21 protein-coding genes and 1 tRNA gene are annotated in these 24,203 nt (G+C 61.9%); 4 read left to right on the top strand and 18 right to left on the bottom strand.

What is annotated here, in order from left to right:
• Positions 1 to 12: 12 nt before the first annotated feature.
• The 4 genes from tuf to rpsL all read right to left on the bottom strand — a co-directional run bounded on the left by tuf (position 13) and on the right by rpsL (position 4,278).
• On the bottom strand, positions 13 to 1,188 hold the full coding sequence (tuf, locus tag AC1DVW_RS29030; RefSeq protein ID WP_023723394.1) for an elongation factor Tu: 1,176 nt from the start codon (positions 1,186 to 1,188) through the stop codon (positions 13 to 15).
• Positions 1,189 to 1,255: 67 nt separating this feature from the next.
• Entirely contained in the window at positions 1,256 to 3,346 is a 2,091-nt protein-coding gene (gene fusA / locus AC1DVW_RS29035) for an elongation factor G (RefSeq protein ID WP_477327753.1), read from the bottom strand.
• A gap of 29 nt (positions 3,347 to 3,375) precedes the next feature.
• Positions 3,376 to 3,846, bottom strand: a complete 471-nt coding sequence (gene rpsG / locus AC1DVW_RS29040; protein WP_008875664.1) for a 30S ribosomal protein S7 — start codon at positions 3,844 to 3,846, stop codon at positions 3,376 to 3,378.
• A gap of 60 nt (positions 3,847 to 3,906) precedes the next feature.
• On the bottom strand, positions 3,907 to 4,278 hold the full coding sequence (gene rpsL / locus AC1DVW_RS29045) for a 30S ribosomal protein S12 (protein ID WP_006333356.1): 372 nt from the start codon (positions 4,276 to 4,278) through the stop codon (positions 3,907 to 3,909).
• 480 nt (positions 4,279 to 4,758) lie between these two features.
• Here rpsL and AC1DVW_RS29050 point away from each other — a divergent pair, with 480 nt between their 5' ends.
• The 3 genes from AC1DVW_RS29050 (at position 4,759) to AC1DVW_RS29060 (ending at position 7,216) form a co-directional block, all read left to right on the top strand.
• A complete protein-coding gene (locus AC1DVW_RS29050) occupies positions 4,759 to 5,040 on the top strand; it encodes a transcriptional regulator (protein ID WP_477278354.1) in 282 nt (93 codons plus the stop codon).
• Positions 5,040 to 6,176, top strand: a complete 1,137-nt coding sequence (locus AC1DVW_RS29055) for a PLP-dependent cysteine synthase family protein (protein ID WP_477327755.1) — start codon at positions 5,040 to 5,042, stop codon at positions 6,174 to 6,176. The genes AC1DVW_RS29050 and AC1DVW_RS29055 overlap by 1 nt, the downstream gene beginning before the upstream one ends.
• Positions 6,177 to 6,280: 104 nt before the next feature.
• Positions 6,281 to 7,216 (top strand): Gfo/Idh/MocA family protein, encoded by a 936-nt coding sequence (locus AC1DVW_RS29060; RefSeq protein WP_477327757.1) that lies wholly within the window; start codon positions 6,281 to 6,283, stop codon positions 7,214 to 7,216.
• Positions 7,217 to 7,647: 431 nt separating this feature from the next.
• Here AC1DVW_RS29060 and AC1DVW_RS29065 read toward each other — a convergent pair whose 3' ends face one another.
• The 13 genes from AC1DVW_RS29065 to AC1DVW_RS29125 all read right to left on the bottom strand — a co-directional run bounded on the left by AC1DVW_RS29065 (position 7,648) and on the right by AC1DVW_RS29125 (position 23,373).
• Positions 7,648 to 8,313 (bottom strand): O-methyltransferase, encoded by a 666-nt coding sequence (locus AC1DVW_RS29065; RefSeq protein ID WP_477327759.1) that lies wholly within the window; start codon positions 8,311 to 8,313, stop codon positions 7,648 to 7,650.
• Between the two features lie 84 nt (positions 8,314 to 8,397).
• Positions 8,398 to 12,594 (bottom strand): DNA-directed RNA polymerase subunit beta', encoded by a 4,197-nt coding sequence (gene rpoC / locus AC1DVW_RS29070; RefSeq protein ID WP_477249873.1) that lies wholly within the window; start codon positions 12,592 to 12,594, stop codon positions 8,398 to 8,400.
• A gap of 133 nt (positions 12,595 to 12,727) precedes the next feature.
• A complete protein-coding gene (rpoB, locus tag AC1DVW_RS29075) occupies positions 12,728 to 16,864 on the bottom strand; it encodes a DNA-directed RNA polymerase subunit beta (RefSeq protein WP_477327761.1) in 4,137 nt (1,378 codons plus the stop codon).
• A gap of 254 nt (positions 16,865 to 17,118) precedes the next feature.
• Complete coding sequence (gene rplL, locus AC1DVW_RS29080) at positions 17,119 to 17,496, bottom strand: 50S ribosomal protein L7/L12 (protein ID WP_477249876.1); 378 nt, start codon at positions 17,494 to 17,496, stop codon at positions 17,119 to 17,121.
• 54 nt (positions 17,497 to 17,550) lie between these two features.
• Positions 17,551 to 18,069, bottom strand: coding sequence for a 50S ribosomal protein L10 (gene rplJ, locus AC1DVW_RS29085; RefSeq protein ID WP_023667437.1), 519 nt, complete (start codon positions 18,067 to 18,069; stop codon positions 17,551 to 17,553).
• A gap of 378 nt (positions 18,070 to 18,447) precedes the next feature.
• Positions 18,448 to 19,146, bottom strand: coding sequence for a 50S ribosomal protein L1 (gene rplA / locus AC1DVW_RS29090; protein ID WP_477249877.1), 699 nt, complete (start codon positions 19,144 to 19,146; stop codon positions 18,448 to 18,450).
• Positions 19,147 to 19,150: 4 nt separating this feature from the next.
• Entirely contained in the window at positions 19,151 to 19,579 is a 429-nt protein-coding gene (gene rplK, locus AC1DVW_RS29095) for a 50S ribosomal protein L11 (protein WP_006333334.1), read from the bottom strand.
• Between the two features lie 175 nt (positions 19,580 to 19,754).
• Positions 19,755 to 20,282 carry a transcription termination/antitermination protein NusG gene (nusG, locus tag AC1DVW_RS29100; protein ID WP_006333333.1) on the bottom strand — a complete coding sequence of 176 codons (528 nt, stop codon included), beginning with the start codon at positions 20,280 to 20,282 and terminating at the stop codon, positions 19,755 to 19,757.
• A gap of 26 nt (positions 20,283 to 20,308) precedes the next feature.
• On the bottom strand, positions 20,309 to 20,512 hold the full coding sequence (secE, locus tag AC1DVW_RS29105) for a preprotein translocase subunit SecE (protein WP_477278362.1): 204 nt from the start codon (positions 20,510 to 20,512) through the stop codon (positions 20,309 to 20,311).
• A gap of 366 nt (positions 20,513 to 20,878) precedes the next feature.
• Positions 20,879 to 20,954 (bottom strand) — tRNA-Trp (locus AC1DVW_RS29110).
• A 35-nt stretch (positions 20,955 to 20,989) separates the two neighbouring features.
• The gene (locus AC1DVW_RS29115) at positions 20,990 to 21,499 is read right to left on the bottom strand and encodes a metal-dependent hydrolase (RefSeq protein WP_477327763.1); all 510 of its coding nucleotides are present in this window, start codon (positions 21,497 to 21,499) and stop codon (positions 20,990 to 20,992) included.
• Between the two features lie 111 nt (positions 21,500 to 21,610).
• Positions 21,611 to 22,096 (bottom strand): group II truncated hemoglobin, encoded by a 486-nt coding sequence (locus AC1DVW_RS29120; protein WP_477278366.1) that lies wholly within the window; start codon positions 22,094 to 22,096, stop codon positions 21,611 to 21,613.
• A gap of 104 nt (positions 22,097 to 22,200) precedes the next feature.
• Entirely contained in the window at positions 22,201 to 23,373 is a 1,173-nt protein-coding gene (locus tag AC1DVW_RS29125) for a COG3904 family protein (protein ID WP_477327765.1), read from the bottom strand.
• Here AC1DVW_RS29125 and AC1DVW_RS29130 point away from each other — a divergent pair.
• Positions 23,341 to 23,691 (top strand): hypothetical protein, encoded by a 351-nt coding sequence (locus AC1DVW_RS29130; protein WP_477327767.1) that lies wholly within the window; start codon positions 23,341 to 23,343, stop codon positions 23,689 to 23,691. The two genes, AC1DVW_RS29125 and AC1DVW_RS29130, sit on opposite strands and share 33 nt — an antisense overlap.
• Before the next feature lie 345 nt (positions 23,692 to 24,036).
• On the opposite strand, the gene AC1DVW_RS29135 is transcribed toward AC1DVW_RS29130, so the two are convergent.
• Positions 24,037 to 24,203 (bottom strand): EF-Tu C-terminal domain-related protein (locus AC1DVW_RS29135; protein WP_477327769.1); only part of this gene is annotated, 167 nt, incomplete at its 5' end.

Here is a 24,203-nt window from a genome sequence, read left to right on the forward strand (position 1 = left end):
TGCCGGCGTCGATTACTCTTTGATGGTGACGACGATGCCGGCACCGACGGTGCGGCCGCCTTCACGGATGGCGAAGCGCAGCTTCTCTTCCATGGCGATCGGCACGATCAGCTCGACATCGACCGTGATGTTGTCGCCCGGCATCACCATCTCGGTGCCTTCCGGCAGCGACACGATACCGGTCACGTCCGTCGTGCGGAAATAGAACTGCGGACGGTAGTTGGTGAAGAACGGCGTGTGACGGCCACCTTCGTCCTTGGTCAGGATGTASGCTTCGGCCACGAACTTCTTGTGCGGCTTGACCGTACCSGGCTTGGCCAGAACCTGGCCGCGCTCGACACCTTCACGRTCAACGCCGCGCAGCAGCGCGCCGATGTTGTCGCCRGCCTGGCCCTGATCGAGCAGCTTGCGGAACATTTCSACGCCSGTGCAGGTCGTCTTGGTCGTCGGACGGATGCCGATGATCTCGAGTTCCTCGCCGACCTTGACGATGCCRCGCTCGACGCGGCCGGTGACGACCGTGCCACGGCCCGAGATCGAGAACACGTCTTCGATCGGCATCAGGAACGGCTTGTCCAGCGGACGAACCGGCGTCGGGATGTAGGCRTCGACCGCAGCCATCAGCTCGCGGATCGCGTCTTCGCCGATCGTCTTGTTCGAATCTTCAAGAGCSGCMAGMGCCGAACCCTTGACGATCGGAATGTCGTCGCCGGGGAATTCGTTCTTCGACAGMAGCTCGCGCACCTCGAGCTCGACCAGYTCGAGCAGCTCGGCGTCGTCGACCTGGTCGACCTTGTTCAARAACACCACGATCGACGGCACGCCGACCTGACGGGCAAGCAGGATGTGCTCGCGGGTCTGCGGCATCGGGCCGTCGGCGGCCGAMACCACCAGGATCGCGCCGTCCATCTGCGCSGCACCGGTGATCATGTTCTTCACATAGTCGGCGTGGCCGGGGCAGTCGACGTGGGCATAGTGGCGGGCAGCCGTCTCGTATTCGACATGCGCCGTCGAGATGGTGATGCCGCGGGCCTTCTCTTCMGGCGCCGCATCGATCTGGTCGTAGCGCTTGTATTCGCCAAAATACTTGGTGATCGCCGCCGTCAGCGACGTCTTGCCATGATCGACGTGGCCAATCGTGCCAATGTTCACATGAGGCTTGTTACGCTCGAATTTACCTTTTGCCATGTGATGTCTCCATTCCTGCTCGCCCGTGCGGGCTTTGAATTTAAGTTACTGCTGCAACCCGTGCGGGTTACGCGTATTTCTTCTGAATTTCCGTCGCCACCGCCGTGGGAACCGGCTCGTAGTGATCGAACTGCATCGTGTAGGCCGCGCGGCCCTGGCTCATCGAGCGCAGGTTGTCGACGTACTTGAACATGTTGGCCAGCGGCACCATCGCGTTGATGACAACCGCCACGCCGCGAGCTTCCTGGCCCTGGATCTGGCCACGACGGCCGTTCAGATCGCCAATGACGTTGCCGACGTAATCTTCCGGCGTCACCACTTCGACCTTCATGATCGGCTCGAGCAGCTGCACGCCAAGCTTGGGCGCCGCTTCCTTGAAGCAGGCACGGCCGGCGATTTCGAAGGCGAGCACCGAGGAGTCGACATCGTGGTAGGCGCCGTCGATCAGCATCGCCTTGACGCCGATCATCGGGAAGCCGGCGAACGTGCCGTTCGTCATGACGCTCTTGACGCCCTTTTCGACGCCCGGGATGTATTCCTTCGGCACGGCGCCGCCAACGATCTTGGATTCGAAGACGAACTCTGAGCTTTCCGGGTTCGGCTCGAAGAGGATCTTGACGCGAGCGAACTGACCGGTACCGCCGGTCTGCTTCTTGTGCGTGTAGTCCTGCTCGTGCTTGCGGGTGATCGTCTCACGATAGGCCACCTGCGGCGCGCCGACATTGGCCTCGACCTTGAACTCGCGACGCATGCGGTCGACGATGATGTCGAGGTGAAGCTCGCCCATGCCGGAAATGATCGTCTGGCCGCTTTCCTCGTCGGTCTTGACGCGGAAGGACGGATCCTCGGCGGCCAGGCGGTGAAGGGCGAGGCCCATCTTTTCCTGGTCGTTCTTGGTCTTCGGCTCGATGGCGATCTGGATGACCGGATCGGGGAATTCCATGCGCTCGAGGATGACCGGATGCAACGGATCGCTGAGCGTATCGCCGGTGGTCGTGTCCTTGAGGCCGGCCAGCGCAACGATGTCGCCGGCAAACGCCTCTTCGACGTCGGCGCGCGAATTCGCATGCATCTGCAGCATGCGGCCGATGCGCTCTTTCTTGCCCTTGACGGTATTGTCGACCGAGATGCCCTTGGTCAGCTTGCCCGAATAGATGCGGGCAAAGGTCAGCGAACCGACGAACGGGTCGTTCATGATCTTAAAGGCGAGCATCGACAGCGGCTCGTTGTCGTCGGCGTGACGCTCGATCTCGGCGTCGGTCTTGGCGTCGACGCCCTTGATGGCCGGAACATCGGCCGGCGACGGCAGATATTCGACGACGGCGTCGAGCAAAGGCTGCACGCCCTTGTTCTTGAAGGCCGAGCCGCAGAACATCGGATAGAACTTGACCGCAATGGTGCCCTTGCGGATCAGCGCGCGGATCTCGTCATTGGTCGGCATCTTGCCTTCGAGGTAATTCTCAAGCGCCGTCTCGTCCATTTCGACGGCGGCTTCGATCATCTTCTCGCGGTATTCTTCGGCACGAGCCTTGAGGTCGGCAGGGATCTCGACGACGTCCCAGGCAGCGCCCAGCGTCTCGTCGCGCCAAACCAGAGCGTTCATCTCGACGAGGTCGACAACGCCCTTGAACTCGGTCTCGGCGCCGATCGGCAGCTGCATGACGACGGCATGCGCACCGAGGCGCGAACCGATCATCTCGACCGAGCGGTAAAAGTCAGCGCCGATCTTGTCCATCTTGTTGCAGAAGATCATGCGCGGAACGCGGTACTTGTCGGCCTGACGCCAGACGGTTTCCGTCTGCGGCTCAACACCGGCATTGGCATCGAGCAGCGCAATGGCGCCGTCGAGCACGCGCAGCGAACGCTCGACTTCGATGGTGAAGTCGACGTGGCCGGGGGTGTCGATGATGTTGAAGCGGTACATCTTGCCGTCACGACCCTTCCAGAAGGTCGTGGTCGCGGCGGACGTGATCGTGATGCCGCGTTCCTGCTCCTGCTCCATCCAATCCATGGTGGCAGCGCCGTCGTGGACTTCGCCGATCTTGTGCGACTTGCCCGTGTAATAGAGGACGCGCTCGGTGGTCGTCGTCTTGCCGGCGTCAATATGCGCCATGATACCGAAATTGCGGTAGTCTTCGATTTTGTATTCGCGGGCCATCGTGGGTGCCTCTCAGTCTCGTTCGCGCTTTACCAGCGGTAGTGCGCGAAAGCGCGGTTGGCTTCCGCCATCTTATGGGTGTCTTCACGCTTCTTGACGGCGGTGCCGCGGTTGTTGGCCGCGTCCATCAGCTCGCCGGAGAGGCGGTCGACCATCGTGGTCTCGTTGCGGTTGCGCGCAGCTGCGATCAGCCAGCGGATGGCCAAGGCCTGACGGCGCTCGGGGCGCACATCGACCGGAACCTGGTAGGTGGCGCCGCCGACGCGACGCGACCGGACTTCCACATGCGGCGCGACATTGTCGAGAGCCTGATGGAAGACGGTGACCGGCTCCTGCTTGGTCTTGGACTGAACCTGGTCGAGCGCGCCGTAGACGATGGTCTCGGCGACCGACTTCTTGCCGTCATACATAACGGCGTTCATGAACTTGGTAACGATCAGATCGCCGAACTTCGGGTCCGGATTGATCTCACGCTTTTCTGCACTGTGACGACGCGACATGGCTTTTGTCTCTCAATCTCGTAGCCGGGCGCACTGAAAAAGCACCGCGGCCGGAAAACCTTACTTCGGACGCTTGGCACCGTACTTCGAACGGCGCTGCTTGCGGTTCTTCACGCCCTGCGTGTCGAGCACGCCGCGGATGATGTGGTAGCGAACGCCCGGAAGATCCTTGACGCGGCCGCCGCGGATCATCACCACCGAGTGTTCCTGAAGGTTGTGGCCTTCACCGGGGATGTAACCGATCACTTCAAAACCATTGGTCAGGCGGATCTTGGCCACCTTGCGCAGCGCCGAGTTCGGCTTCTTCGGCGTCGTTGTATAGACGCGCGTGCAGACGCCCCGCTTCTGCGGGTTCTGCTGCATGGCCGGGACCTTGTTGCGCTTCACCGGCGCAATGCGCGGCTTGCGGATCAGCTGGTTGACGGTAGGCATTAAACCCTCTTGTCTCTCAATTCCGTGTCTCGCCCGGTCAGGGCCGCTCAAAGCGTCATTTCCATACGCAAATTCGGGCCATAAACCGCGCCTCGCGGTCTTGCCCGAACAAATGGCAGAGGAAGCGGAAGCCGCTTCGTGCACGCCGGAAATGTCTTTTCGCTCGTAAAACGAACCCTGTTTGAGGCAAACTCCAAAGCGTGTCGCTTCGGAAGGGAAAGCCTCACATCGGTTCTGACTGGGCGGCTTCTACTCGTAAGACCGCGAACCGTCAACCCCGGGGCGCCAAATATTGCGCGCAAACCAAGGCTTGGCAGCCATGCGAAAAACGCAGGTAATTTTCTTTCGCCATTTTGCAAGGCCGAGGAAGAAAGTGACCAGCTTCTGGCTGTTGCACGGCCATGCTTCATGCGAAAAGGCGGCATGAATGGTGAAAATCCCCTCGCCCGCCCCAATCCCTTTGCCAAAAGGAATCAGCCCGTGAACGACAATGACGAGCGCCCGGTTACCATCATCACCGGCCGGGTGTGGAAGAAGAAGGGCGGCAAGCCGGAAGGTGTCCACGTGATGCTGGTGGCGCCCGACGACGATTCGGCAGTGCGCCGCACACTCGAATCGCTTGCAGCCGAAGGTTATGCCGAGGTCGAACTCGACCAGATCGGCGATATGGACGGCATACCCGATGAAGAGCCACACCTGTCGGCCTTCCAGGGCGCGCTCGAAGGCGAAGTGTCGATCGTCACTTTCGACGTACCGATCTGATGCGGGACCAACTGGGAGGGAGCGTGGTCAACTCAACAGCGGCGAAACCCTCTTCCCGCGCCTGGGCCGACCGGGCGGTCGCCGCCATCGAGGCCGACCAGCACCGCTCGGCCGACACCCATCTGTGGAAGCTCGATCTGCCGCGGCTTGCCGGCATCGACTTCTACCTCAAGGATGAATCGACGCATCCGACCGGCAGCCTGAAACACCGGCTGGCACGCTCGCTCTTTCTCTATGCGCTGTGCAATGGCCATATCCGCGAGGGTGCGGCGGTGATCGAGGCCTCCTCCGGCTCGACCGCCGTGTCGGAAGCCTATTTCGCCCGCATGATCGGCGTGCCGTTCTATGCCGTGATGCCGCGCTCGACCTCGCCCGAAAAGATCGCCGCCATCGAGCACTATGGCGGCAATTGCCACTTCATCGACGATGGCCGGCGCATCTATACCGAATCCGCCGAACTGACCGCCAGGCTCGGCGGCCATTTCATGGACCAGTTCACCCATGCCGAGCGAGCGACCGACTGGCGCGGCAACAACAACATCGCCGAATCGATTTTCGGACAGATGCGCGAGGAGCGGCATCCGATCCCGGCCTGGATCGTGATGAGCGCCGGCACCGGCGGTACCACGGCCACGATCGGCCGCTATCTGCGCTACAAGCAGCATGCGACGCGGCTGTCGGTCTGCGATGTCGAGCGCTCCGCCTTCTTCGATGGCTTTGCCACCCATGATGCCAGCAGAAGCTGCGAGCAGCCGTCGCGAATCGAGGGCATCGGCCGACCGCGCGTCGAACCGTCCTTCGTGCCGGGCGTCATCGACCACATGCTGCGTATCCCCGACGCCGTGTCGCTGGCCGCGATGCGGGTGCTGTCGCGCCGCCTCGGCCGCCGTGTCGGCGGCTCGACCGGCACCAATTTCATCGCCATGTGCTTTCACGCCGCGCGCATGATTGCCGCCGGCGAGACCGGGTCGCTGATAACGCTTATCTGCGATTCCGGCGAACGCTACGCCAACACCTACTATTCGGACGATTGGCTGAAGTCGAACGGCCTCGACCCCTCACCGTTCGAGCCGGCGATCGAGGCGTTTCTGGCGGGCAAGGAACTGGCGCTGGAGTTCGACGAGAGCTGGGGCTGACAACCGAACAGACTTTCGGTGGCAGGCCTGCTGCGGCTTGCCCGGCTTCGGTTCTCTGCTAAGAACCCTGACAAACAAGCGCATTTCCAATCTGCGGAGCTCCCATGTCTGTGAATAGCGGTCCCATCAAGCTCGGCATCGTCGGCGTCGGAAAGATCGTCCGCGACCAGCATTTGCCGGCCGTGGCTAAGGACCCGAACTATCGCCTCGTCGCCGCAGCCAGCCGGCACGGCAAGGTGGAGAACATCCCCAACTTCCCAACCATCGAAGCGATGCTCGACGCGGTGCCGGAGCTTGAGGCCGTCTCGCTCTGCATGCCGCCACAGTTCCGCTATGACGCAGCGCGCACCGCGCTGATGGCGAAAAAGCATGTGTTTCTGGAAAAGCCGCCGGGCGCCACGGTCAGCGAAGTCGAAGACCTGAAGGCGCTGGCAACGGCCAACGGCGTCTCGCTGTTTGCCAGCTGGCATTCGCGCTATGCGCCGGCGGTGGAAGCCGCACGCGCCTTCCTCGGCTCGACCACCATCAGGTCGGCGGCCATCAACTGGAAGGAAGACGTGCGCCGCTGGCACCCGAACCAGGAATGGATCTGGGCGCCAGGCGGCTTCGGCGTCTTCGATCCCGGCATCAACGCGCTGTCGATCGTGACCCACATCTTGCCGGCGATGTTCATCACCTCGGCGGTCCTCGATTTTCCCGAGAACCGCGCGGCACCCGTCGCTGCGCATGTCGTCTTTCGCACCTCGAACGGCTTGCCGGTGAGGATGGAGCTCGACTGGCTGCAGACCGGCCCGCAGAGCTGGGACATCCTCGCCGACACGGAAGCGGGACAGATGGTGCTTTCAGGCGGCGGCTCGAAGCTCGCCATCGATGGCCGCATCGTGCATGACGAACCGGAAGCCGAATACCCCTCGCTCTACAAGCGCTTCGCCGAGATCGTCCGCGCCGGCACCTCGGACGTCGACCTCGCGCCCCTCCAGCACGTCGCCGACGCCTTCATGCTGGGCAAGCGCAATGTCGTCGAGGCGTTTTTTGACTGAACTAAACTGAAAGTCCTGTCGGGTTGTCCTATCGTCTTCGGCCGGAATGTGTTCCTGGCCGAGGTCCGGAAACGGTGGGCGCGTTTGATGTCCGAGTTCCACCTCGTTCAGAACGTGTTGAACGGCTCCCTCAAGGTCGACTTGTCCCCAACCAAGCTCTGCAATCTCGCCATACCGGGCGAAGCGTGAGCAGTCGAAGCCGTATTCGAATTCCATTATAGGAGATCACGCTTCGGCCGATCAGCGCCACGACCCAAATGCGCCGGTCTTCCCCGGCCGGAGAGCGGTGCGTCCATTGTTCCGGATCGATACCGATCACATCCCAGAGTCTTCGCTGCGCAAAATTCATTCGCTCCCGGCCCGCGTTGATCAGTTCCCAAAGAGCTGCCTCGTTCATCTGTCTGATACCCTTCGAGATCAGGCCTGTGTTTTCAATCGACGATCGCAATGGCAAAGCCGTCATAGCCCTTGGCGCCGACAGTCTGGATAGCAGTGGCCTGCAGCCGCTTGTCGCCGCCGATGAACGAGAACGCGGCGCGTGCGCCTTCGACATTGGCATCTTGGCCATCCTCATCGAGCACCGCGCCGTCACGGATGACGTTGTCGCAGATGATGACGGTCCCCGGCCGCGACAGGCGCATGGCCCAGGACAGATAGTGCGGGTTGTTCGGCTTGTCGGCGTCGATGAAGATGACGTCGAATGGTCCGGCATTCTCGGCGTTCAATGCGGCAAGCGATTGCAGCGCCGGTCCGACCCGCAATTCCACCCGCTCGGAGACGCCTGCCCGCTCGAAATTCGACCGCGCGACCTTCGCATGGTGCGGATCGAGTTCAAGCGTCACGATCTTGCCGCCCACAGGCAACGCTCTCGCCATCCAGATGGTCGAGTAGCCGCCCAGCGTGCCGATTTCGAGAATTTTCTTCGCCCCCTGCATCCTTGCAAGAAGTGAAAGCAACTTGCCTTGCGCCGGCGAAACGTCGATCGCCGGCAGGCCCTGGTCGTGGTTGGCCGCCAGAACGGCATTGAGGACGGGATCTGCCTCGAACAGGGCGTCGACGATATAGTCGTCGACTGCCGCCCAGGTTTTCTTGCTCATCGGTTTCTTCTCCGATCAATGGAGGAACCAAACGCGAAAAGGGGCCACTTGGGCCCCTTTTCTTGTCTTCTCTTCCTTCCGCGCTTACTGCGCGGCGGTGACCATGTCGGTCAGCATCGGCTCGGCGATCTCGACGCCCGACGCCTTGCGGCGCTCGTCGATGATCAGTTCGTCACGCGAGGTGGCGATGCGCCGGATCTGGCTCATCGTGCCGCCGGTGCCGGCCGGGATCAGCCGGCCGACGATGACGTTTTCCTTCAAGCCCTGCAGCATGTCGGTCTTGCCGGCAACCGCAGCTTCCGTCAGCACCCTGGTCGTCTCCTGGAAGGAAGCGGCCGAGATGAAGGATGGCGTCTGCAGCGAGGCCTTGGTGATGCCGAGCAGAACCGGCAGGCCTTCGGCCGGCTTCTTGCCGTCCTCGACCAGGCGCTCGTTGACCTCTTCCAGCTCGATCACGTCGACGTGGTCGCCTGGAATGTAGGTCGAGTCGCCCTGCACCGTGATCTCGACCTTCTGCAGCATCTGGCGAACGATCACCTCGATGTGCTTGTCGTTGATCGACACGCCCTGCAGACGGTAGACTTCCTGGATCTCGTTGACGAGGTAGGACGCAAGCGCCTCCACGCCCTTGATCGCCAGGATGTCGTGCGGCGCCGGATTGCCGTCGAGGATGTAGTCGCCCTTCTCGATGACGTCGCCGTCCTGGAGATGGAACGGCTTGCCCTTCGGGATCAGGTACTCGACCGGCTCAAGCGTCGAGTCATGCGGCTCGATGATGATGCGGCGCTTGTTCTTGTAGTCGCGGCCGAAGCGGATCGTGCCATCGATCTCGGCGATGATGGCGTGATCCTTCGGACGACGTGCCTCGAACAGCTCGGCAACACGCGGCAGACCGCCGGTGATGTCCTTGGTCTTGGCGCTTTCCATCGGGATACGCGCCAGCACGTCGCCGGGGCGAACCTGTGCACCCGGCTCGACCGAAAGAATGGCCTCGACCGAGAGCAGGAAGCGGGCGTCGCCGCCCTTCGACAGCTTGCCGACCTTGCCTTTGGCGTCCTGGATGGCGATCGCCGGCTTGAGGTCGTTGCCGCGTGGCGTCGAGCGCCAGTCGATGACCTCACGCTTGGTGATGCCGGTCGACTCGTCGGCCGTTTCCTGAACCGAAATGCCGTCGACCAGATCCTCGTACGACACCTTGCCCTCGATTTCGGTGAGGACCGGGCGGGTATAAGGATCCCACTCGGCGATACGCTGGCCGCGCTTCACCTTGTCGCCATCGTCCACGAAGATACGCGAACCATAGGTCAGACGGTGCGTGGCGCGCTCCTTGCCGGCTTCGTCGAGGATCAGCACCGCCATGTTACGGCCCATGACCATCTGCTGGCCGTCGGAGTTGCGCACCACGTTGCGGTTGCGGATCTCGACCTTGCCCTCATACGAGGCTTCAAGGAACGAGCTATCCACCACCTGCGCGGTACCACCCATGTGGAAGGTACGCATGGTGAGCTGGGTGCCCGGCTCGCCGATCGACTGCGCCGCGATGACGCCGACAGCTTCGCCCTGGTTGACCGGGGTACCGCGGGCCAGATCGCGTCCGTAGCAGACCGCGCAGACGCCGACCCTGACTTCGCAGGTCAGTGCCGAGCGAATACGGACCGACTGCACGCCGGCCTTTTCGATCTTCTCCACGTCACGCTCGTCCATCAGCGTTCCGGCCTTGACCAGGATCTCGCCCGACACGGGATGCGTGATGTCGTCGAGCGACGTACGGCCCAGCACACGCTGGCCGACCGAAGCAACGACCTGGCCGGCATCGACGATCGGCTGCATGGTGAGGCCCTTGTCAGTGCCGCAATCCACGGAGTTGACGATGCAGTCCTGCGCCACGTCGACCAGACGACGGGTGAGGTAACCCGAGTTCGCCGTCTTCAAGGCGGTGTCGGCCAGACCCTTGCGGGCGCCGTGGGTCGAGTTGAAGTACTCGAGCACGGTCAGGCCTTCCTTGAAGTTCGAGATGATCGGCGTCTCGATGATTTCACCCGACGGCTTGGCCATCAGGCCGCGCATGCCGGCGAGCTGGCGCATCTGGGTGGGCGAGCCACGCGCACCGGAGTGCGACATCATGTAGATCGAGTTCATCGGCTTTTGACGGCCATTGTCCTCGAACTCGACCGCCTTGATGCGGGCCATCATTTCGTCGGCGACCTTTTCCGAGCACTTGGCCCAGGCGTCGACGACCTTGTTGTATTTCTCGCCCTGGGTGATCAGGCCGTCATTGTACTGCTGCTCGTATTCCTTGGCCAAAGCCTCGGTGTCGGAGACCAGCTTGATCTTGGCGTCCGGGATCAGCATGTCGTCCTTGCCGAACGAAATGCCGGCGCGGCAGGCATGGCTGAAGCCAAGGGCCATGATGCGATCGCAGAAAATGACCGTCTCCTTCTGACCGCAATGGCGGTAGACGGTGTCGATCATCTTGGAGATGTTCTTCTTGGTCATCTCCTGGTTTGCAGTCTCGTAGGGCACGTTGACGTTCTTCGGCAGAAGTTCGCCGATGATCATGCGGCCAGGCGTGGTGTCATGGATCTTCGACACCACCTTGCCTTCGGCGTCGACCGTGCGGAAACGACCCTTGATCTTGGAGTGCAGCGTCACCGCCTTGGTCTCGAGCGCATGCTGGAGTTCGCCCATGTCGGCAAACACCATGCCTTCGCCCGGCTCGTTCTGGTTGACGATCGACAGATAGTAGAGACCGAGAACCATGTCCTGCGACGGCACGATGATCGGCGCGCCGGAAGCCGGGTGCAGGATGTTGTTGGTCGACATCATCAGCACGCGGGCTTCAAGCTGCGCTTCCAGCGACAGCGGCACGTGAACGGCCATCTGATCGCCGTCGAAGTCGGCGTTGAAGGCCGTGCAGACCAGCGGATGCAGCTGGATCGCCTTGCCTTCGATCAGGATCGGCTCGAACGCCTGGATGCCGAGGCGATGCAGCGTCGGGGCGCGGTTGAGCAGCACCGGATGCTCGCGGATGACCTCGTCAAGAATATCCCAGACTTCCGGACGCTCCTTCTCGACCAGCTTCTTCGCCTGCTTGACGGTCGAGGAGAAACCCTTGGCGTCGAGGCGGGCGTAGATGAAGGGCTTGAACAGTTCGAGCGCCATCTTCTTCGGCAGGCCGCACTGGTGCAGCTTGAGCTCCGGACCGGTAACGATGACCGAGCGGCCGGAATAGTCGACGCGCTTGCCGAGCAGGTTCTGGCGGAACCGGCCCTGCTTGCCCTTGAGCATGTCGGACAGCGACTTCAGCGGACGCTTGTTGGCGCCGGTGATGACGCGGCCACGGCGGCCGTTGTCGAACAATGCGTCGACGGCTTCCTGCAGCATGCGCTTTTCATTGCGCACGATGATGCCCGGCGCCCGCAGCTCGATCAGCCGCTTCAGACGGTTGTTGCGGTTGATCACGCGGCGATAGAGATCGTTGAGATCGGACGTCGCGAAACGGCCGCCGTCCAGCGGGACGAGCGGGCGCAGGTCCGGCGGGATCACCGGAACCACTTTCATGATCATCCATTCCGGACGGTTGCCGGACTCCATGAAGTTCTCGACGACCTTGAGCCGCTTCAGATACTTCTTCTGCTTGAGCTCGGACGTGGTCGAAGCCAGTTCCGAACGCAGGTCGCCGGCGATCTTCTCCAGGTCCATGCCGGCCAGGAGGTCATGAATGGCCTCGGCGCCGATCATGGCGGTGAAGCTATCCTCGCCATACTCGTCGACGGCGATCATGTACTCTTCCTCGCTCAGGAGCTGGTGCTCCTTCAGCGCGGTGAGGCCGGGCTCGGTGACGATGTAGTTCTCGAAGTAGAGAACCCGCTCGATATCCTTCAGCGTCATGTCGAGCAGCGTGCCGATGCGCGATGGTAGCGACTTCAGGAACCAGATGTGAGCGACGGGTGCCGCCAGCTCGATATGGCCCATGCGCTCGCGGCGAACGCGCGACAGCGTGACTTCGACGCCGCACTTCTCGCAAATGACGCCCTTGTACTTCATGCGCTTGTACTTGCCGCACAGGCACTCATAGTCCTTGATCGGACCAAAAATGCGCGCGCAGAACAGGCCGTCACGCTCCGGCTTGAAAGTACGATAGTTGATGGTCTCCGGCTTCTTGATCTCGCCGAATGACCAGGACAGAATCTTCTCAGGGCTGGCGAGCGAGATCCGGATGGAATCGAACACCTGCGCAGGCGCCTGGGGATTGAAGAGATTCATGACCTCTTGGTTCATGCCGTTCTCCTTATCGGGGTCCTCGAAAACCCCTTGCATCTAGCGCGGGCCAAACGCCCGCCGTCTGTATCGGCCACTGGCCGTAGAATTGGTGCATCCGGTCGCGGTGTTCCGCGGCCGGATGTCTTGTTTTTTATTCGGCTGCGTCGGGCAACCGGACAGGGTTGTCGTCGAGCTTGGTGTTCTCCAGCTCGACATTGAGGCCGAGCGACCGCATTTCCTTGACCAGCACGTTGAAGCTCTCGGGGATGCCAGCCTCAAACGTGTCGTCGCCGCGGACAATCGCCTCGTAGACCTTGGTGCGGCCGGCGACGTCGTCCGACTTCACCGTCAGCATCTCCTGCAGCGTGTAGGCGGCGCCGTACGCTTCGAGTGCCCAGACCTCCATCTCGCCGAAGCGCTGGCCACCGAACTGCGCCTTGCCACCCAGCGGCTGCTGGGTAACGAGCGAGTACGGTCCGATCGAACGCGCGTGGATCTTGTCGTCCACGAGATGGTGAAGCTTGAGCATATAGATGTAGCCCATCGTCACCTTGCGATCGAACGGCTCGCCGGTGCGTCCGTCATAGAGCTGCGACTGACCGCTGGTGTGCAGGCCCGCCTGCTCCAGCATGATGTTGATGTCGGCTTCATGGGCGCCGTCGAACACCGGGGTCGCGATGGAGACGCCGCGGCGCATCTGTTCGCTGAGGCGAACGATGCTCTCGTCGTCATAGTCGCGGACCGGCTCGTTGCGGTCGTTGGCCGGAATGAAGCTCTCGAGCGTCTTGCGCAGCGGCTTGATATCGCCGGCTGTCTTGTACGCATCGATCAGATCACCGATCTTCTTGCCCATGCCAGCGCATGCCCAGCCCAGATGCGTTTCCAGGATCTGGCCGACATTCATGCGGCTCGGCACACCCAACGGGTTGAGCACGATATCGGCATGCGTGCCGTCCTCGAGGAAGGGCATGTCCTCGACCGGAACGATCCGCGACACGACACCCTTGTTGCCGTGACGGCCGGCCATCTTGTCGCCCGGCTGCATCTTGCGCTTCACGGCCACGAAGACCTTGACCATCTTCATAACGCCTGGAGGCATCTCGTCGCCGCGCTGCACCTTCTCGACCTTGTCCATGAAGCGCTGTTCGAGCGCCTTCTTGGAATCGTCGTACTGGCCACGCAGCGCTTCCAGTTCGCTCTGGAGCTTTTCGTTCTCCACCGCAAACTGCCACCACTGCGAACGCGGATAGTCGTCCAGCGTGTCCTTCGACAGCGTCGAGCCCTTCTTGAAGCCCTTCGGTCCGGCAATCGCTTCCTTGCCGACGAGAACGTCGGAAAGGCGCGAATAGACGTTGCGGTCGAGGATCGCCTGCTCGTCGTCGCGGTCCTTGGCGAGGCGTTCGATCTCCTCGCGTTCGATCGCCATGGCGCGCTCGTCCTTCTCGACGCCGTGGCGGTTGAAGACGCGCACTTCGACGACGGTGCCGAAGGTGCCCGGAGGCATGCGCATCGAGGTGTCGCGCACGTCCGATGCCTTTTCGCCGAAGATGGCGCGCAGCAGTTTTTCTTCCGGCGTCATCGGGCTTTCGCCCTTCGGCGTGATCTTGCCGACCAGGATGTCGCCCGGCTGCACTTCCGCGCCGATATAGACGATGCCGGCTTCGTCGAGGTTCTTCAGCGCTTCTTCCGAAACGTTCGGAATATCACGCGTGATTTCCTCCGGTCCGAGCTTGGTGTCGCGAGCCATGACCTCGAACTCCTCGATGTGGATCGAGGTGAAGACGTCGTCGGCCACGATGCGCTCGGAGAGCAGGATCGAGTCCTCGTAGTTGTAGCCATTCCACGGCATGAACGCGACCAGCACGTTGCGGCCGAGCGCCAGATCGCCGAGCTCGGTCGACGGACCGTCGGCAATGATGTCGCCCTTGTTGACCCGGTCACCCATACGCACCAGCGGACGCTGGTTGATGCAGGTGTTCTGGTTCGAACGCTGGAACTTCATCAGCCGGTAGATGTCGACGCCCGACTTGCCGGGATCGAGATCTTCCGTAGCGCGAATGACGATACGCGTCGCGTCCACCTGGTCGACGATGCCGCCGCGGCGGGCGCCGATGGCAGCGCCTGAGTCACGGGCAACGATCGGCTCCATGCCGGTGCCGACAAACGGCGCTTCGGCGCGCACAAGCGGCACGGCCTGACGCTGCATGTTGGAACCCATCAGCGCGCGGTTGGCGTCGTCGTTCTCGAGGAACGGGATCAGCGCCGCGGCCACCGACACCATCTGCTTGGGCGACACGTCCATCAGATCGACGTTTTCGCGCGGCGCCATCATCACTTCGCCGGCACTGCGGCAAATGACGAATTCGTCGACGAAGCCGCCATTCTTGTCGAGCTCGGCGTTGGCCTGCGCGACGTGGTGCTTGGCCTCTTCCATCGCCGAGAGATAGACGACGTCATTGGTCAGCTTGCCGTCGACGATCTTGCGATACGGGCTTTCGATGAAGCCGTATTTGTTGACGCGCGCAAACGTGGCCAGCGAGTTGATCAGACCGATATTCGGGCCTTCCGGTGTCTCGATCGGGCAGATGCGGCCGTAATGCGTCGGGTGCACGTCGCGCACTTCGAAGCCGGCGCGCTCGCGGGTCAGACCGCCCGGTCCAAGTGCCGAAAGACGGCGCTTGTGAGTGATCTCCGACAGCGGGTTGGTCTGATCCATGAATTGCGACAGCTGCGAGGAACCGAAGAACTCGCGCACGGCGGCAGCCGCCGGCTTGGCGTTGATCAGGTCCTGCGGCATGACCGTGTCGATCTCGATCGAGGACATACGCTCCTTGATCGCGCGCTCCATGCGCAGCAGGCCGACGCGGTACTGGTTTTCCATCAGCTCGCCGACAGAACGCACGCGGCGGTTACCGAGATTGTCGATGTCGTCGATCTCGCCCTTGCCGTCGCGCAGTTCGACCAGCGTCTTGACCACGGCCAGGATGTCGTCCTTGCGCAGCACGCGCACGGTGTCCTCGGCCTTGAGCTCGAGGCGCATGTTCATCTTGACGCGGCCGACGGCCGACAGATCGTAGCGCTCGCTGTCGAAGAACAGCGAGTTGAACATGGCTTCGGCGGTCTCGAGCGTCGGCGGCTCGCCCGGGCGCATGACACGATAGATGTCGAACAATGCGTCCTGGCGGCTCTCGTTCTTGTCGACGTTGAGCGTGTTGCGGATATAGGCGCCGACATTGACGTGGTCGATGTCGAGAACCTTGATCTCGTCCTCGCCGGTGCCAAGCAGCACTTTCAGCGTCTTTTCGTCGATCTCGTCGCCGGCCTCGAGGAAAATCTCGCCGGTGCCGTAGTTGACGATGTCCTCGGCAAGATAGTTGCCGAGCAGATCCTCGTCGGTCGCCTTGATCGCCTTGAGACCCTTTTCGCCAAGCGCCCTCGCCTGGCGGGCCGTGATCTTCTTGCCGGCTTCGACAACGACTTCGCCGGTGTCGGCGTCGACCAGGTCGCCGACAGCCTTGAGGCCGCGGAAACGCTCGACGTTGAACGGAATGCGCCAATGGTCGCCGGCGCGCTTGTAGGTGATCTTGTTGTAGAAGGTCGACAGGATCTCCTCGCCGTCCATGCCGAGCGCCATCAGCAGCGACGTCACCGGAATCTTGCGGCGGCGGTCGATACGGGCGTGCACGACGTCCTTCGAGTCGAACTCGATGTCGAGCCACGAGCCGCGATAGGGAATGACGCGCGCGGCAAACAGTAGCTTGCCCGACGAGTGCGACTTGCCCTTGTCGTGGTCGAAGAAGACGCCCGGCGAACGGTGCATCTGCGAGACGATGACGCGCTCGGTGCCGTTGACGATGAAGGTGCCGTTCAAGGTCATGAGCGGCATGTCGCCCATGTAGACGTCCTGCTCCTTGATGTCCTTGATCGACTTCGCGCCGGTATCCTCGTCGATATCGAACACGATGAGGCGCAGCGTCACCTTCAGCGGCGCGGCATAGGTCAGGTCGCGCTGACGGCATTCGTCAACGTCGAATTTCGGTCCTTCGAACTCGTACTTCACAAATTCCAGCATCGAGGAGCCGGAAAAATCGGAGATCGGGAAGACCGACTTGAAAACGGCCTGCAGTCCCTCGTCCGGACGCCCACCCTTGGGCTCCGCCACCATCAGGAACTGGTCATAGGATGCCTTCTGAACCTCGATCAGGTTCGGCATCTCCGCAACTTCCGGGATCTTTCCGAAGAACTTGCGTACGCGTCTGCGGCCATTGAAAGTCTGGGTCTGGGCCATCGTCGCTCCTTAGCTCAATTCTCGGGACGAGCCTCGCCGCGGCCCGCCTTGCATTCGAGGCCACCTGGCGGCGACCCTCTTGTCTGTTCACCGTCGCCTGTCGGCGGTCGGCCAAAACGGGAGAAAACCCGTTTCCTGAAGGCCGGCTTTCGGCCCTCAGGAAAGAGGTTTTCGTACTCTTCGCGTTACGCAGCCTCCCTTCGCGAAAAGAGAGCGGCGGACGGCGCGAAGCCGCCCGCCGATACTTAAGACGCTTACTTCAGTTCAACCTTGGCGCCGGCTGCTTCCAGCACGGCCTTGAACTTCTCCGCGTCGGCCTTGGAAACGCCTTCCTTGACCGGCTTCGGAGCCGCCTCGACCAGGTCCTTGGCTTCCTTGAGGCCAAGACCGGTGATGGCGCGGACTTCCTTGATGACGTTGATCTTCTGAGCGCCTGCCTCGGTGAGGACGACGTCGAATTCCGTCTTTTCCTCGGCCGGAGCAGCAGCGGCTGCACCACCGCCGGCGGCGGCAACAGCCACCGGAGCAGCGGCGGAAACGCCCCACTTTTCTTCCAGAAGCTTCGACAGCTCGGCCGCCTCGAGGACGGTCAGCTTCGAAAGGTCGTCTACGATCTTTGCGAGATCAGCCATTGTTATGTTCCTTCATAAGGTTCGAACGTGTGTTTGTGATAGCGAGGAACGGCCTCATGCCGCCTCGTCCTTCCGGGCGTAAGCGCCGATGACGCGCGCGACCGAAGCCGCTGGCGCATTGACGATCTGGGCGATCCGGGTTGCCGGCGTGGCGATCATGCCAACCAGCCTGGCGCGCAGCTCATCGAGCGACGGAAGTGTGGCGAGTGCCTTCACACCGTCGGCGTTGAGCGAGGTGGTGCCCATTGCGCCACCGAGAATGACGAGCTTGTCATTTCCCTTGGCGAAATCGGACGCGACCTTCGGCGCCGCAATCGGATCCTCCGAATAAGCGATCAGCGTCTGTCCCTTGAACAGGTCGATGATCGATGCGGAGTCCGTGCCCTGAAGAGCGATTTTGGCGAGACGGTTCTTCGCGACTTTGACGGTGCCACCGGCAGCGCGCATTTTCGACCGAAGGTCGTTCATTTGCGCGACGGTGATACCGGCGTAGTGGGCCACGACGACTGAACCAGCGCCTGCAAAAGCACCATTCAGGCCCGTGACGAGTTCGCGTTTTTCCGCTCTGTCCACTGCCTATCTCCAGTTGACCCCTGCCCCACTAATAGGACAGGCGTCGGGTTGCCTTTTTGCCGGTCGGGCCATCCAGTAACGGATCTCCCGAACGACGCTCGAGGATCCTGCCCCCTTTCGCCACACCAACCGGCAAGCCGGATGATGCGCAGACAAAAGGCAAACACGGTTCGAACCTTTCATTGGAGCTTGGCGCTCCGTTGTCCGGTTTTCACCCGTCTCATGCAGGCCCAATTCAATTAAGGCTTCTGGGCCGCCTGCAATCTCGGACAGGATGTCCGGAAGCCTCTCGACTTCCGGTACCGGGCCGCCGACAAGTCGGAGGCCCGGAATTCACTTGCGGATCAGCGCTTTAGCGGCCGATCCGAATTGTTCTTATCAGGACGCTGCGAGCGTCGAGACGTCGACCTTGAGGCCAGGACCCATCGTCGAGGTGACCGACACCTTCTTGACGTAGTTGCCCTTGGCACCAGCAGGCTTCGCCTTGTTCACCGCGTCGGTGAAGGCGCGGACGTTCTCTTCCAGCGCCTTGACGTCGAACGAGACTTTGCCGACGCCGGCATGAACGATGCCGGCTTTCTCGACGCGGAACTCCACGGCGCCACCCTTCGATGCCTTGACGGCGGCGGCGACATCGGTGGTCACCGTGCCGACCTTCGGGTTCGGCATCATGCCGCGCGGGCCGAGCACCTTGCCCAGACGACCGACCAGCGGCATCATGTCCGGCGTGGCGATGCAGCGATCGAAGTCGATCGTGCCCTTCTGGACGATGTCGACCAGATCCTCGGCACCGACGATATCGGCGCCGGCGGCGCGCGCTTCATCGGCCTTGTCGCCACGAGCGAACACGGCGACGCGAACCGAGCGGCCGGTGCCGTTCGGCAGGTTGACCACGCCGCGGACCATCTGGTCGGCATGGCGCGGGTCGACGCCGAGATTCATCGCCACTTCGACGGTCTCGTCGAACTTCACCGACGAACGGTCCTTGAGCAGCTTGAGCGCCTCACCCAGGGCGTAAGCCTTGTTGGGGTCGATGCCGTCGCGGGACTTCGATACACGTTTTGCGAGTTTTGCCATGATCTCAGCCCACCACTTCCAGACCCATCGAGCGGGCGGAGCCCTCGACCATGCGCATGGCCGCTTCGACGTCGTTTGCGTTCAGATCCTTCATCTTCTGCTCGGCGATGGCGCGCACCTTGTCGCGGCCGATCGTGCCGGCCTTGATCTTGCCCGGCTCCTTCGAACCCGAAGTCAAATTCGCTGCCTTCTTCAGGAAGTAGCTCACCGGCGGCGTCTTCATGACGAAGGTGAAGGACTTGTCCTGGTAGTAGGTGATGACGACCGGGATCGGCGATCCCTTTTCCATTTCCTGGGTCTGCGCGTTGAACGCCTTGCAGAATTCCATGATGTTGATGCCACGCTGACCAAGCGCCGGGCCGATCGGGGGCGACGGCGTCGCCGAACCCGCTTTGACCTGGAGCTTGAGCTGGCCTGCAATTTTCTTAGCCATCTCTTTTCCTGCCTTTGTCTCGTGCCGGCCCCACTATCGGGGAAACACCGGCGGTTGCAGTCTGGTGGTGCGGTTCCTGCGGCCGGCTAAAGCCGCATTCGCCTCCCACCGTTCTCAAAGCCGCGCGTTTCCGCGCCGCCACCCTTGCCGGCGAACCGGCGCAGGGATTTTCGGATCAGCCCTTTTCGACCTGTCCGAATTCCAGATCGACCGGCACGGCGCGCCCGAAGATCGAAACTTCCACCTTGAGCCGCGCCCGCTCCTCGTCCACTTCCTGGACGAAGCCGTTGAACGAGGCGAACGGACCATCCGAAACCCGGATCGCCTCGCCGATCTCGAACGTGACCGACGGCTTGGGCCGCTCGACGCCTTCCTGAACCTGGTTCAGGATGCGCTGGGCCTCGGCCTCGGTGATCGGCACCGGCTTCGAGTCGCCCAGGAAGCCGGTGACCTTCGGCGTGTTCTTCACCAGCGAGAACACCGCGTCAGTCAGGTTCGCCTTTAGGAGCACGTAGCCCGGGAAGAACTTGCGCTCGGCGTCGACCTTGCGGCCGCGACGTATCTCGACGACCTTCTCGGTCGGCACAACGATCTGCTCGATGTCAGCGGACAGGCCCTTCTGCTTGGCCTTGTTCTCGATGTCCTCGGCGACCTTCTTTTCAAAGTTCGAATAGGCGTGGACGATGTACCACCGCGCGGTCATTTCAAGACTTCTCCGTAATCGCCGGACTAGTGTCCAAGGCCAAGTAGTTTCTCGACCGCCATGCCCATGAGCACATCGGCGGTGAAGAAAAAGATCATCGCGATGACCGCAAACACAAGGACCATCACCGTCGAGATCACCGTTTCGCGCCGCGACGGCCAGGTAACCTTGGCGGTCTCCGTGCGAACCTGCTGGAGAAAAACGAAAGGATTTGTGGTTTTCGAAGCCATATGCCGCTCTGTCTTCAAGACCCGTTGGCCGGGTCTCCTGGATGATCCCGCTGGCCGGGACGTGCCGCTTGGGTTCATGTTCGCGCCGAATCAGCGCAACCATTTCGCCCATGCAAATCGGACGCGTAAAGCCGGCTTCCCAGCTCCACGCGTCGCGTGTCTGTTTCGTCTACATAAAACCGATTCTTGATCCACGCAAGTGGCAAGTGTCCGCTTTATGACCAACGCCGCCTCGGAACCATCCAGTCGTCCCGTCCCGGCTATGAAGCCCTTATGCCCCAGTCGGGTCTATATGGCAAGTCACCCGCCGGTTTTCAAACACCGGCCTGGGAAACTGGGCTTTCATCATGTCGCCATTTTTGAAAATGGCACGGGCAGCAGGGCTCGAACCTACGACCTGCGGTTTTGGAGACCGCCGCTCTACCAACTGAGCTATGCCCGTATCGCGGGCTGCTATTTCACAAAGCAGGCGAGAACTCAAGTCCAGTTTTCAGGCGGGCTTGCGTCAGGCTGCGATCGCCTGATTCCAAGCGCCAGCGCCCAGGCACATATGAGAAGTTCGAGGCCGAATGTCCAATGCAGGACAAAGCTCATGACCCAACTGCGATAGGTGGCCGGGACGGTGACGAATTCGACCTTCTGCGGGTCGAACGGCATCAGCCACGGTATTGGCGAAGCCACGGTATCGAGGACCATATGCATCATGGCGGCGGCAAAGAAAGCGCCGACCATGGCCAGATACTGTGGCGCCCGCCATTTCGCCAACACCAGAGCCAACAGACCCGTGGCGACCCAGAAGAGCGGCCAATGCGTAAAATAGGCATGGTGGTGCGTGCGCCCGCCGTCGACGAAGTGGAAGTACAGCATGTCGATGTCGGGGATCACGCTGCCCACCAGCGCGGCAATCATGATGCCAGGCGTGCCGCGCCGGCGCTTTTGCGCGAACCGTCCCAGAATGTACCCCGATGGCAGATGGGCAATCAGCATCACAAAAAGCCTCAATGGGACGGACACACCACCGTCCCATCCTTTTGTGGCGCCATCTTTGCCGGAGTTTGCAGGAATTGCGCAGCTCGGCAGTGTTGGTGAAGGGACTTGCTACGATTTCCCGGCCGGCGGCTTGTACGGCCCGCCAGGCACGCCCCAGCCCCAGGCCGGCATCGGCTCGGTCTCGGGGTCGCAGGTCTCGCCGAGATTGGAGTTCATCTTGGCCAGCCGCGATCCCCATTCGACATAGCCCATGAAGGCGGAACGGAATTCCGGATCTTCCGGCAGCCCGACGGCATCGGCGGCATCGGCAAGCAGATTGATCCAGCGGCGCCGCTGTTCCTCGCTCAAATGCTTGCCTAGATGATGCATCACCATCTCGCGGTGGCCGCCATGCTTTTCGCTATAGGTTTTCGGCCCGCCGAAAACCTCGCCGATGAAGGCCGCGACATGGGCGGGATGGTCAGGCGACATCTTTTTGAACACCGGACCGACGACCGGGTCTTGAAGCACCTTGTCGTAGAACGTCCTGGTCAGGCGGTTCAGCGCCTCGGCGCCGCCGGCCCATTCGTAGAGTGTCGGGATATCCTGGCTCATTCTCGATCCTCCGCCGGCCGCCGGTCGACGCCTGCCACGACGATAGCCGAAGCAGCGAGCATGGCTCAACCTGCCTCGATGGGCAGTTTCAGTCGGTGCGATGCCTACAATTTGGCGGGCGAGTCGGCCTGGGCGTTGGGTGACGGCAGCATGCGGCAATTCTCGGGCCGCGGCGTCGATTTGCAAACGGTAGCGCCCGTCAACTCATCCACGGTTTGACGCCCGGTCGTCACGCCGAATTTCAGCATCATGTCGGGTTCGAGCCGCCTATGGCTTGAATACAGCACCGACTGCATCGCCACAAACAGGCCCGGGCCGACCGTCATGTCTTCCAGATAGGTCTTCACCTTCTGCTCCAGTCCCAGCGAGTGCACACTCAAGCGCGCCTGCGGGCCGACAAGGCGCCTGACACCGCCGGCAAGCACGATCACACAGGCCGAGTCGCATGCGCCCACGGCATCATTGGTCAGCCCGATATAGACGCCGCCCTCGACCTTGCAATCCGCCTCCTCCGGTTCGCACCCTACGAAATCCGTCCCCGCAACCGCCACGTCGAGCTTGCGTTCGCGGATCAGTCGCCCAGTGGCCAGAGCGCCGAGCACATCGCCTCCCGGCGAGCTGATCACGATGGGCAACCGCCGGTCGCCGACGGTGTCGAGCAGTTGGCGCAACCTCCCCGGTGTGCCCGGCGTAATCGTGCCTTCCGCCGAGATCCATTCGGGACAATCAGGGTCGCAGAGGAAGCTCCTGCCCCGAACCAGAACGAAGCGCATATCGCCACCGCCGCCCTGCTTCACGGTTTCAGCTTCGACAGGTGTGACAGGGGTCGCCTTGGCTTCAACCGTGACGGCTTTGGCCGGCTGATTGGTTTTCTTTCCTGGCGGCGTTACGTCCCTGCAATTGGCGGGCAGCGGATTGGCGTTGCAGATGCTTCCGGCGGTCAACAGGTCGAGGGAATCCAGGCTGGTAACGAGTTTCATCCGAAGCATGTTTTCCGGCTCAAGTTGCTGAATATCGCTAGCCGGCGTTTTCTTCATCGTTTCGAGCACGCCCTGACCGACGCCCATCTCATTGAGATAGGCCGCCAGCCTTTTCTCCACCGCCTTGCTCATCTCGTAGGTCTTGTAGCTGCCGGCACTTTTTCGGCTGATGATTTTTGTATTGAGGATCTTCTTCTTGCCGCCCACCACACGATAGGTGGTCCGGTATTGCAGCTTCGTTCGGACATAGGTCGTGGTGATCTGATGGACGCCGAGAAAGGCCCATTCGCCGACCACGCGCCGGATGCCGCCGGCAAACATCAACGGACAGGCGGAATTGCAGATGGCGCTGCTCGCAAAGGGATTGCCGAAATAGCGAGCGCCCTTGCCGTCATTGTCCCTGCAGTTCTTCTCATCGGGCCGACAGCCGATGAACCAGGTCTTGCCGACGGCGATATCGAGCTTGTTCTTGCGGATCAGCCGGCCAAGCGCGAGAGCCGCATCGACGTTGCCGCCAGGAGAATTCACGACGATGGGCAATTTTCGGCCGCCAAGCGCCTTGAGCGTGCGTTTGAAAAGCGCCGGCGTCCCGGCTTCTATCGAGCCTTCGGCTGATATCCATTCCGGGCAGGTCGGCTCGCAGCCCGGCGCATAGCTGCGGACGACGACAAACCGCATGGTCGGCCCAAGGTCCGGGGCCGCATCCGCCGCGACAGCTATGGTGCCCCCGGCAAGCAAAGCCAACCAGATCAGCGCCGGCAACCACCATGCCCGGCCAAGCCAACGGTGCCGTGCAACCATTTGAACAAGCCCCTTCGATGCAACCTATACTAGTTGAGGTCTGGAGGCTTGCAACAGGGTTTGCGCTGGATGCTGACGCGGAATGGCGTTGGGCGAAAAGCAAAAAGGGCGGCCCGAAGACCGCCCTTTCCTTGTCGATCCGGCAAATGCCGGCGTCGATTACTCTTTGATGGTGACGACGATGCCGGCACCGACGGTGCGGCCGCCTTCACGGATGGCGAAGCGCAGCTTCTCTTCCATGGCGATCGGCACGATCAGCTCGACATCGACCGTGATGTTGTCGCCCGGCATCACCATCTCGGTGCCTTCCGGCAGCGACACGATAC

The organism is Mesorhizobium sp. P3_B5 (assembly GCF_056402815.1).

What these genes read in the sequence shown, in the direction of transcription:
- fusA (WP_477327753.1), bottom strand. Translation starts at nt 3,346, where the DNA reads ATGGCCCGCGAATACAAAATCGAAGACTACCGCAATTTCGGTATCATG.
- rpsG (WP_008875664.1), bottom strand. Translation starts at nt 3,846, where the DNA reads ATGTCGCGTCGTCACAGTGCAGAAAAGCGTGAGATCAATCCGGACCCG.
- rpsL (WP_006333356.1), bottom strand. Translation starts at nt 4,278, where the DNA reads ATGCCTACCGTCAACCAGCTGATCCGCAAGCCGCGCATTGCGCCGGTG.
- AC1DVW_RS29055 (WP_477327755.1), top strand. Translation starts at nt 5,040, where the DNA reads ATGCGGGACCAACTGGGAGGGAGCGTGGTCAACTCAACAGCGGCGAAA.
- AC1DVW_RS29060 (WP_477327757.1), top strand. Translation starts at nt 6,281, where the DNA reads ATGTCTGTGAATAGCGGTCCCATCAAGCTCGGCATCGTCGGCGTCGGA.
- AC1DVW_RS29065 (WP_477327759.1), bottom strand. Translation starts at nt 8,313, where the DNA reads ATGAGCAAGAAAACCTGGGCGGCAGTCGACGACTATATCGTCGACGCC.
- rpoC (WP_477249873.1), bottom strand. Translation starts at nt 12,594, where the DNA reads ATGAACCAAGAGGTCATGAATCTCTTCAATCCCCAGGCGCCTGCGCAG.
- rpoB (WP_477327761.1), bottom strand. Translation starts at nt 16,864, where the DNA reads ATGGCCCAGACCCAGACTTTCAATGGCCGCAGACGCGTACGCAAGTTC.
- rplL (WP_477249876.1), bottom strand. Translation starts at nt 17,496, where the DNA reads ATGGCTGATCTCGCAAAGATCGTAGACGACCTTTCGAAGCTGACCGTC.
- rplA (WP_477249877.1), bottom strand. Translation starts at nt 19,146, where the DNA reads ATGGCAAAACTCGCAAAACGTGTATCGAAGTCCCGCGACGGCATCGAC.
- rplK (WP_006333334.1), bottom strand. Translation starts at nt 19,579, where the DNA reads ATGGCTAAGAAAATTGCAGGCCAGCTCAAGCTCCAGGTCAAAGCGGGT.
- nusG (WP_006333333.1), bottom strand. Translation starts at nt 20,282, where the DNA reads ATGACCGCGCGGTGGTACATCGTCCACGCCTATTCGAACTTTGAAAAG.
- secE (WP_477278362.1), bottom strand. Translation starts at nt 20,512, where the DNA reads ATGGCTTCGAAAACCACAAATCCTTTCGTTTTTCTCCAGCAGGTTCGC.
- AC1DVW_RS29115 (WP_477327763.1), bottom strand. Translation starts at nt 21,499, where the DNA reads ATGCTGATTGCCCATCTGCCATCGGGGTACATTCTGGGACGGTTCGCG.
- AC1DVW_RS29120 (WP_477278366.1), bottom strand. Translation starts at nt 22,096, where the DNA reads ATGAGCCAGGATATCCCGACACTCTACGAATGGGCCGGCGGCGCCGAG.
- AC1DVW_RS29130 (WP_477327767.1), top strand. Translation starts at nt 23,341, where the DNA reads ATGGACGCCGAGAAAGGCCCATTCGCCGACCACGCGCCGGATGCCGCC.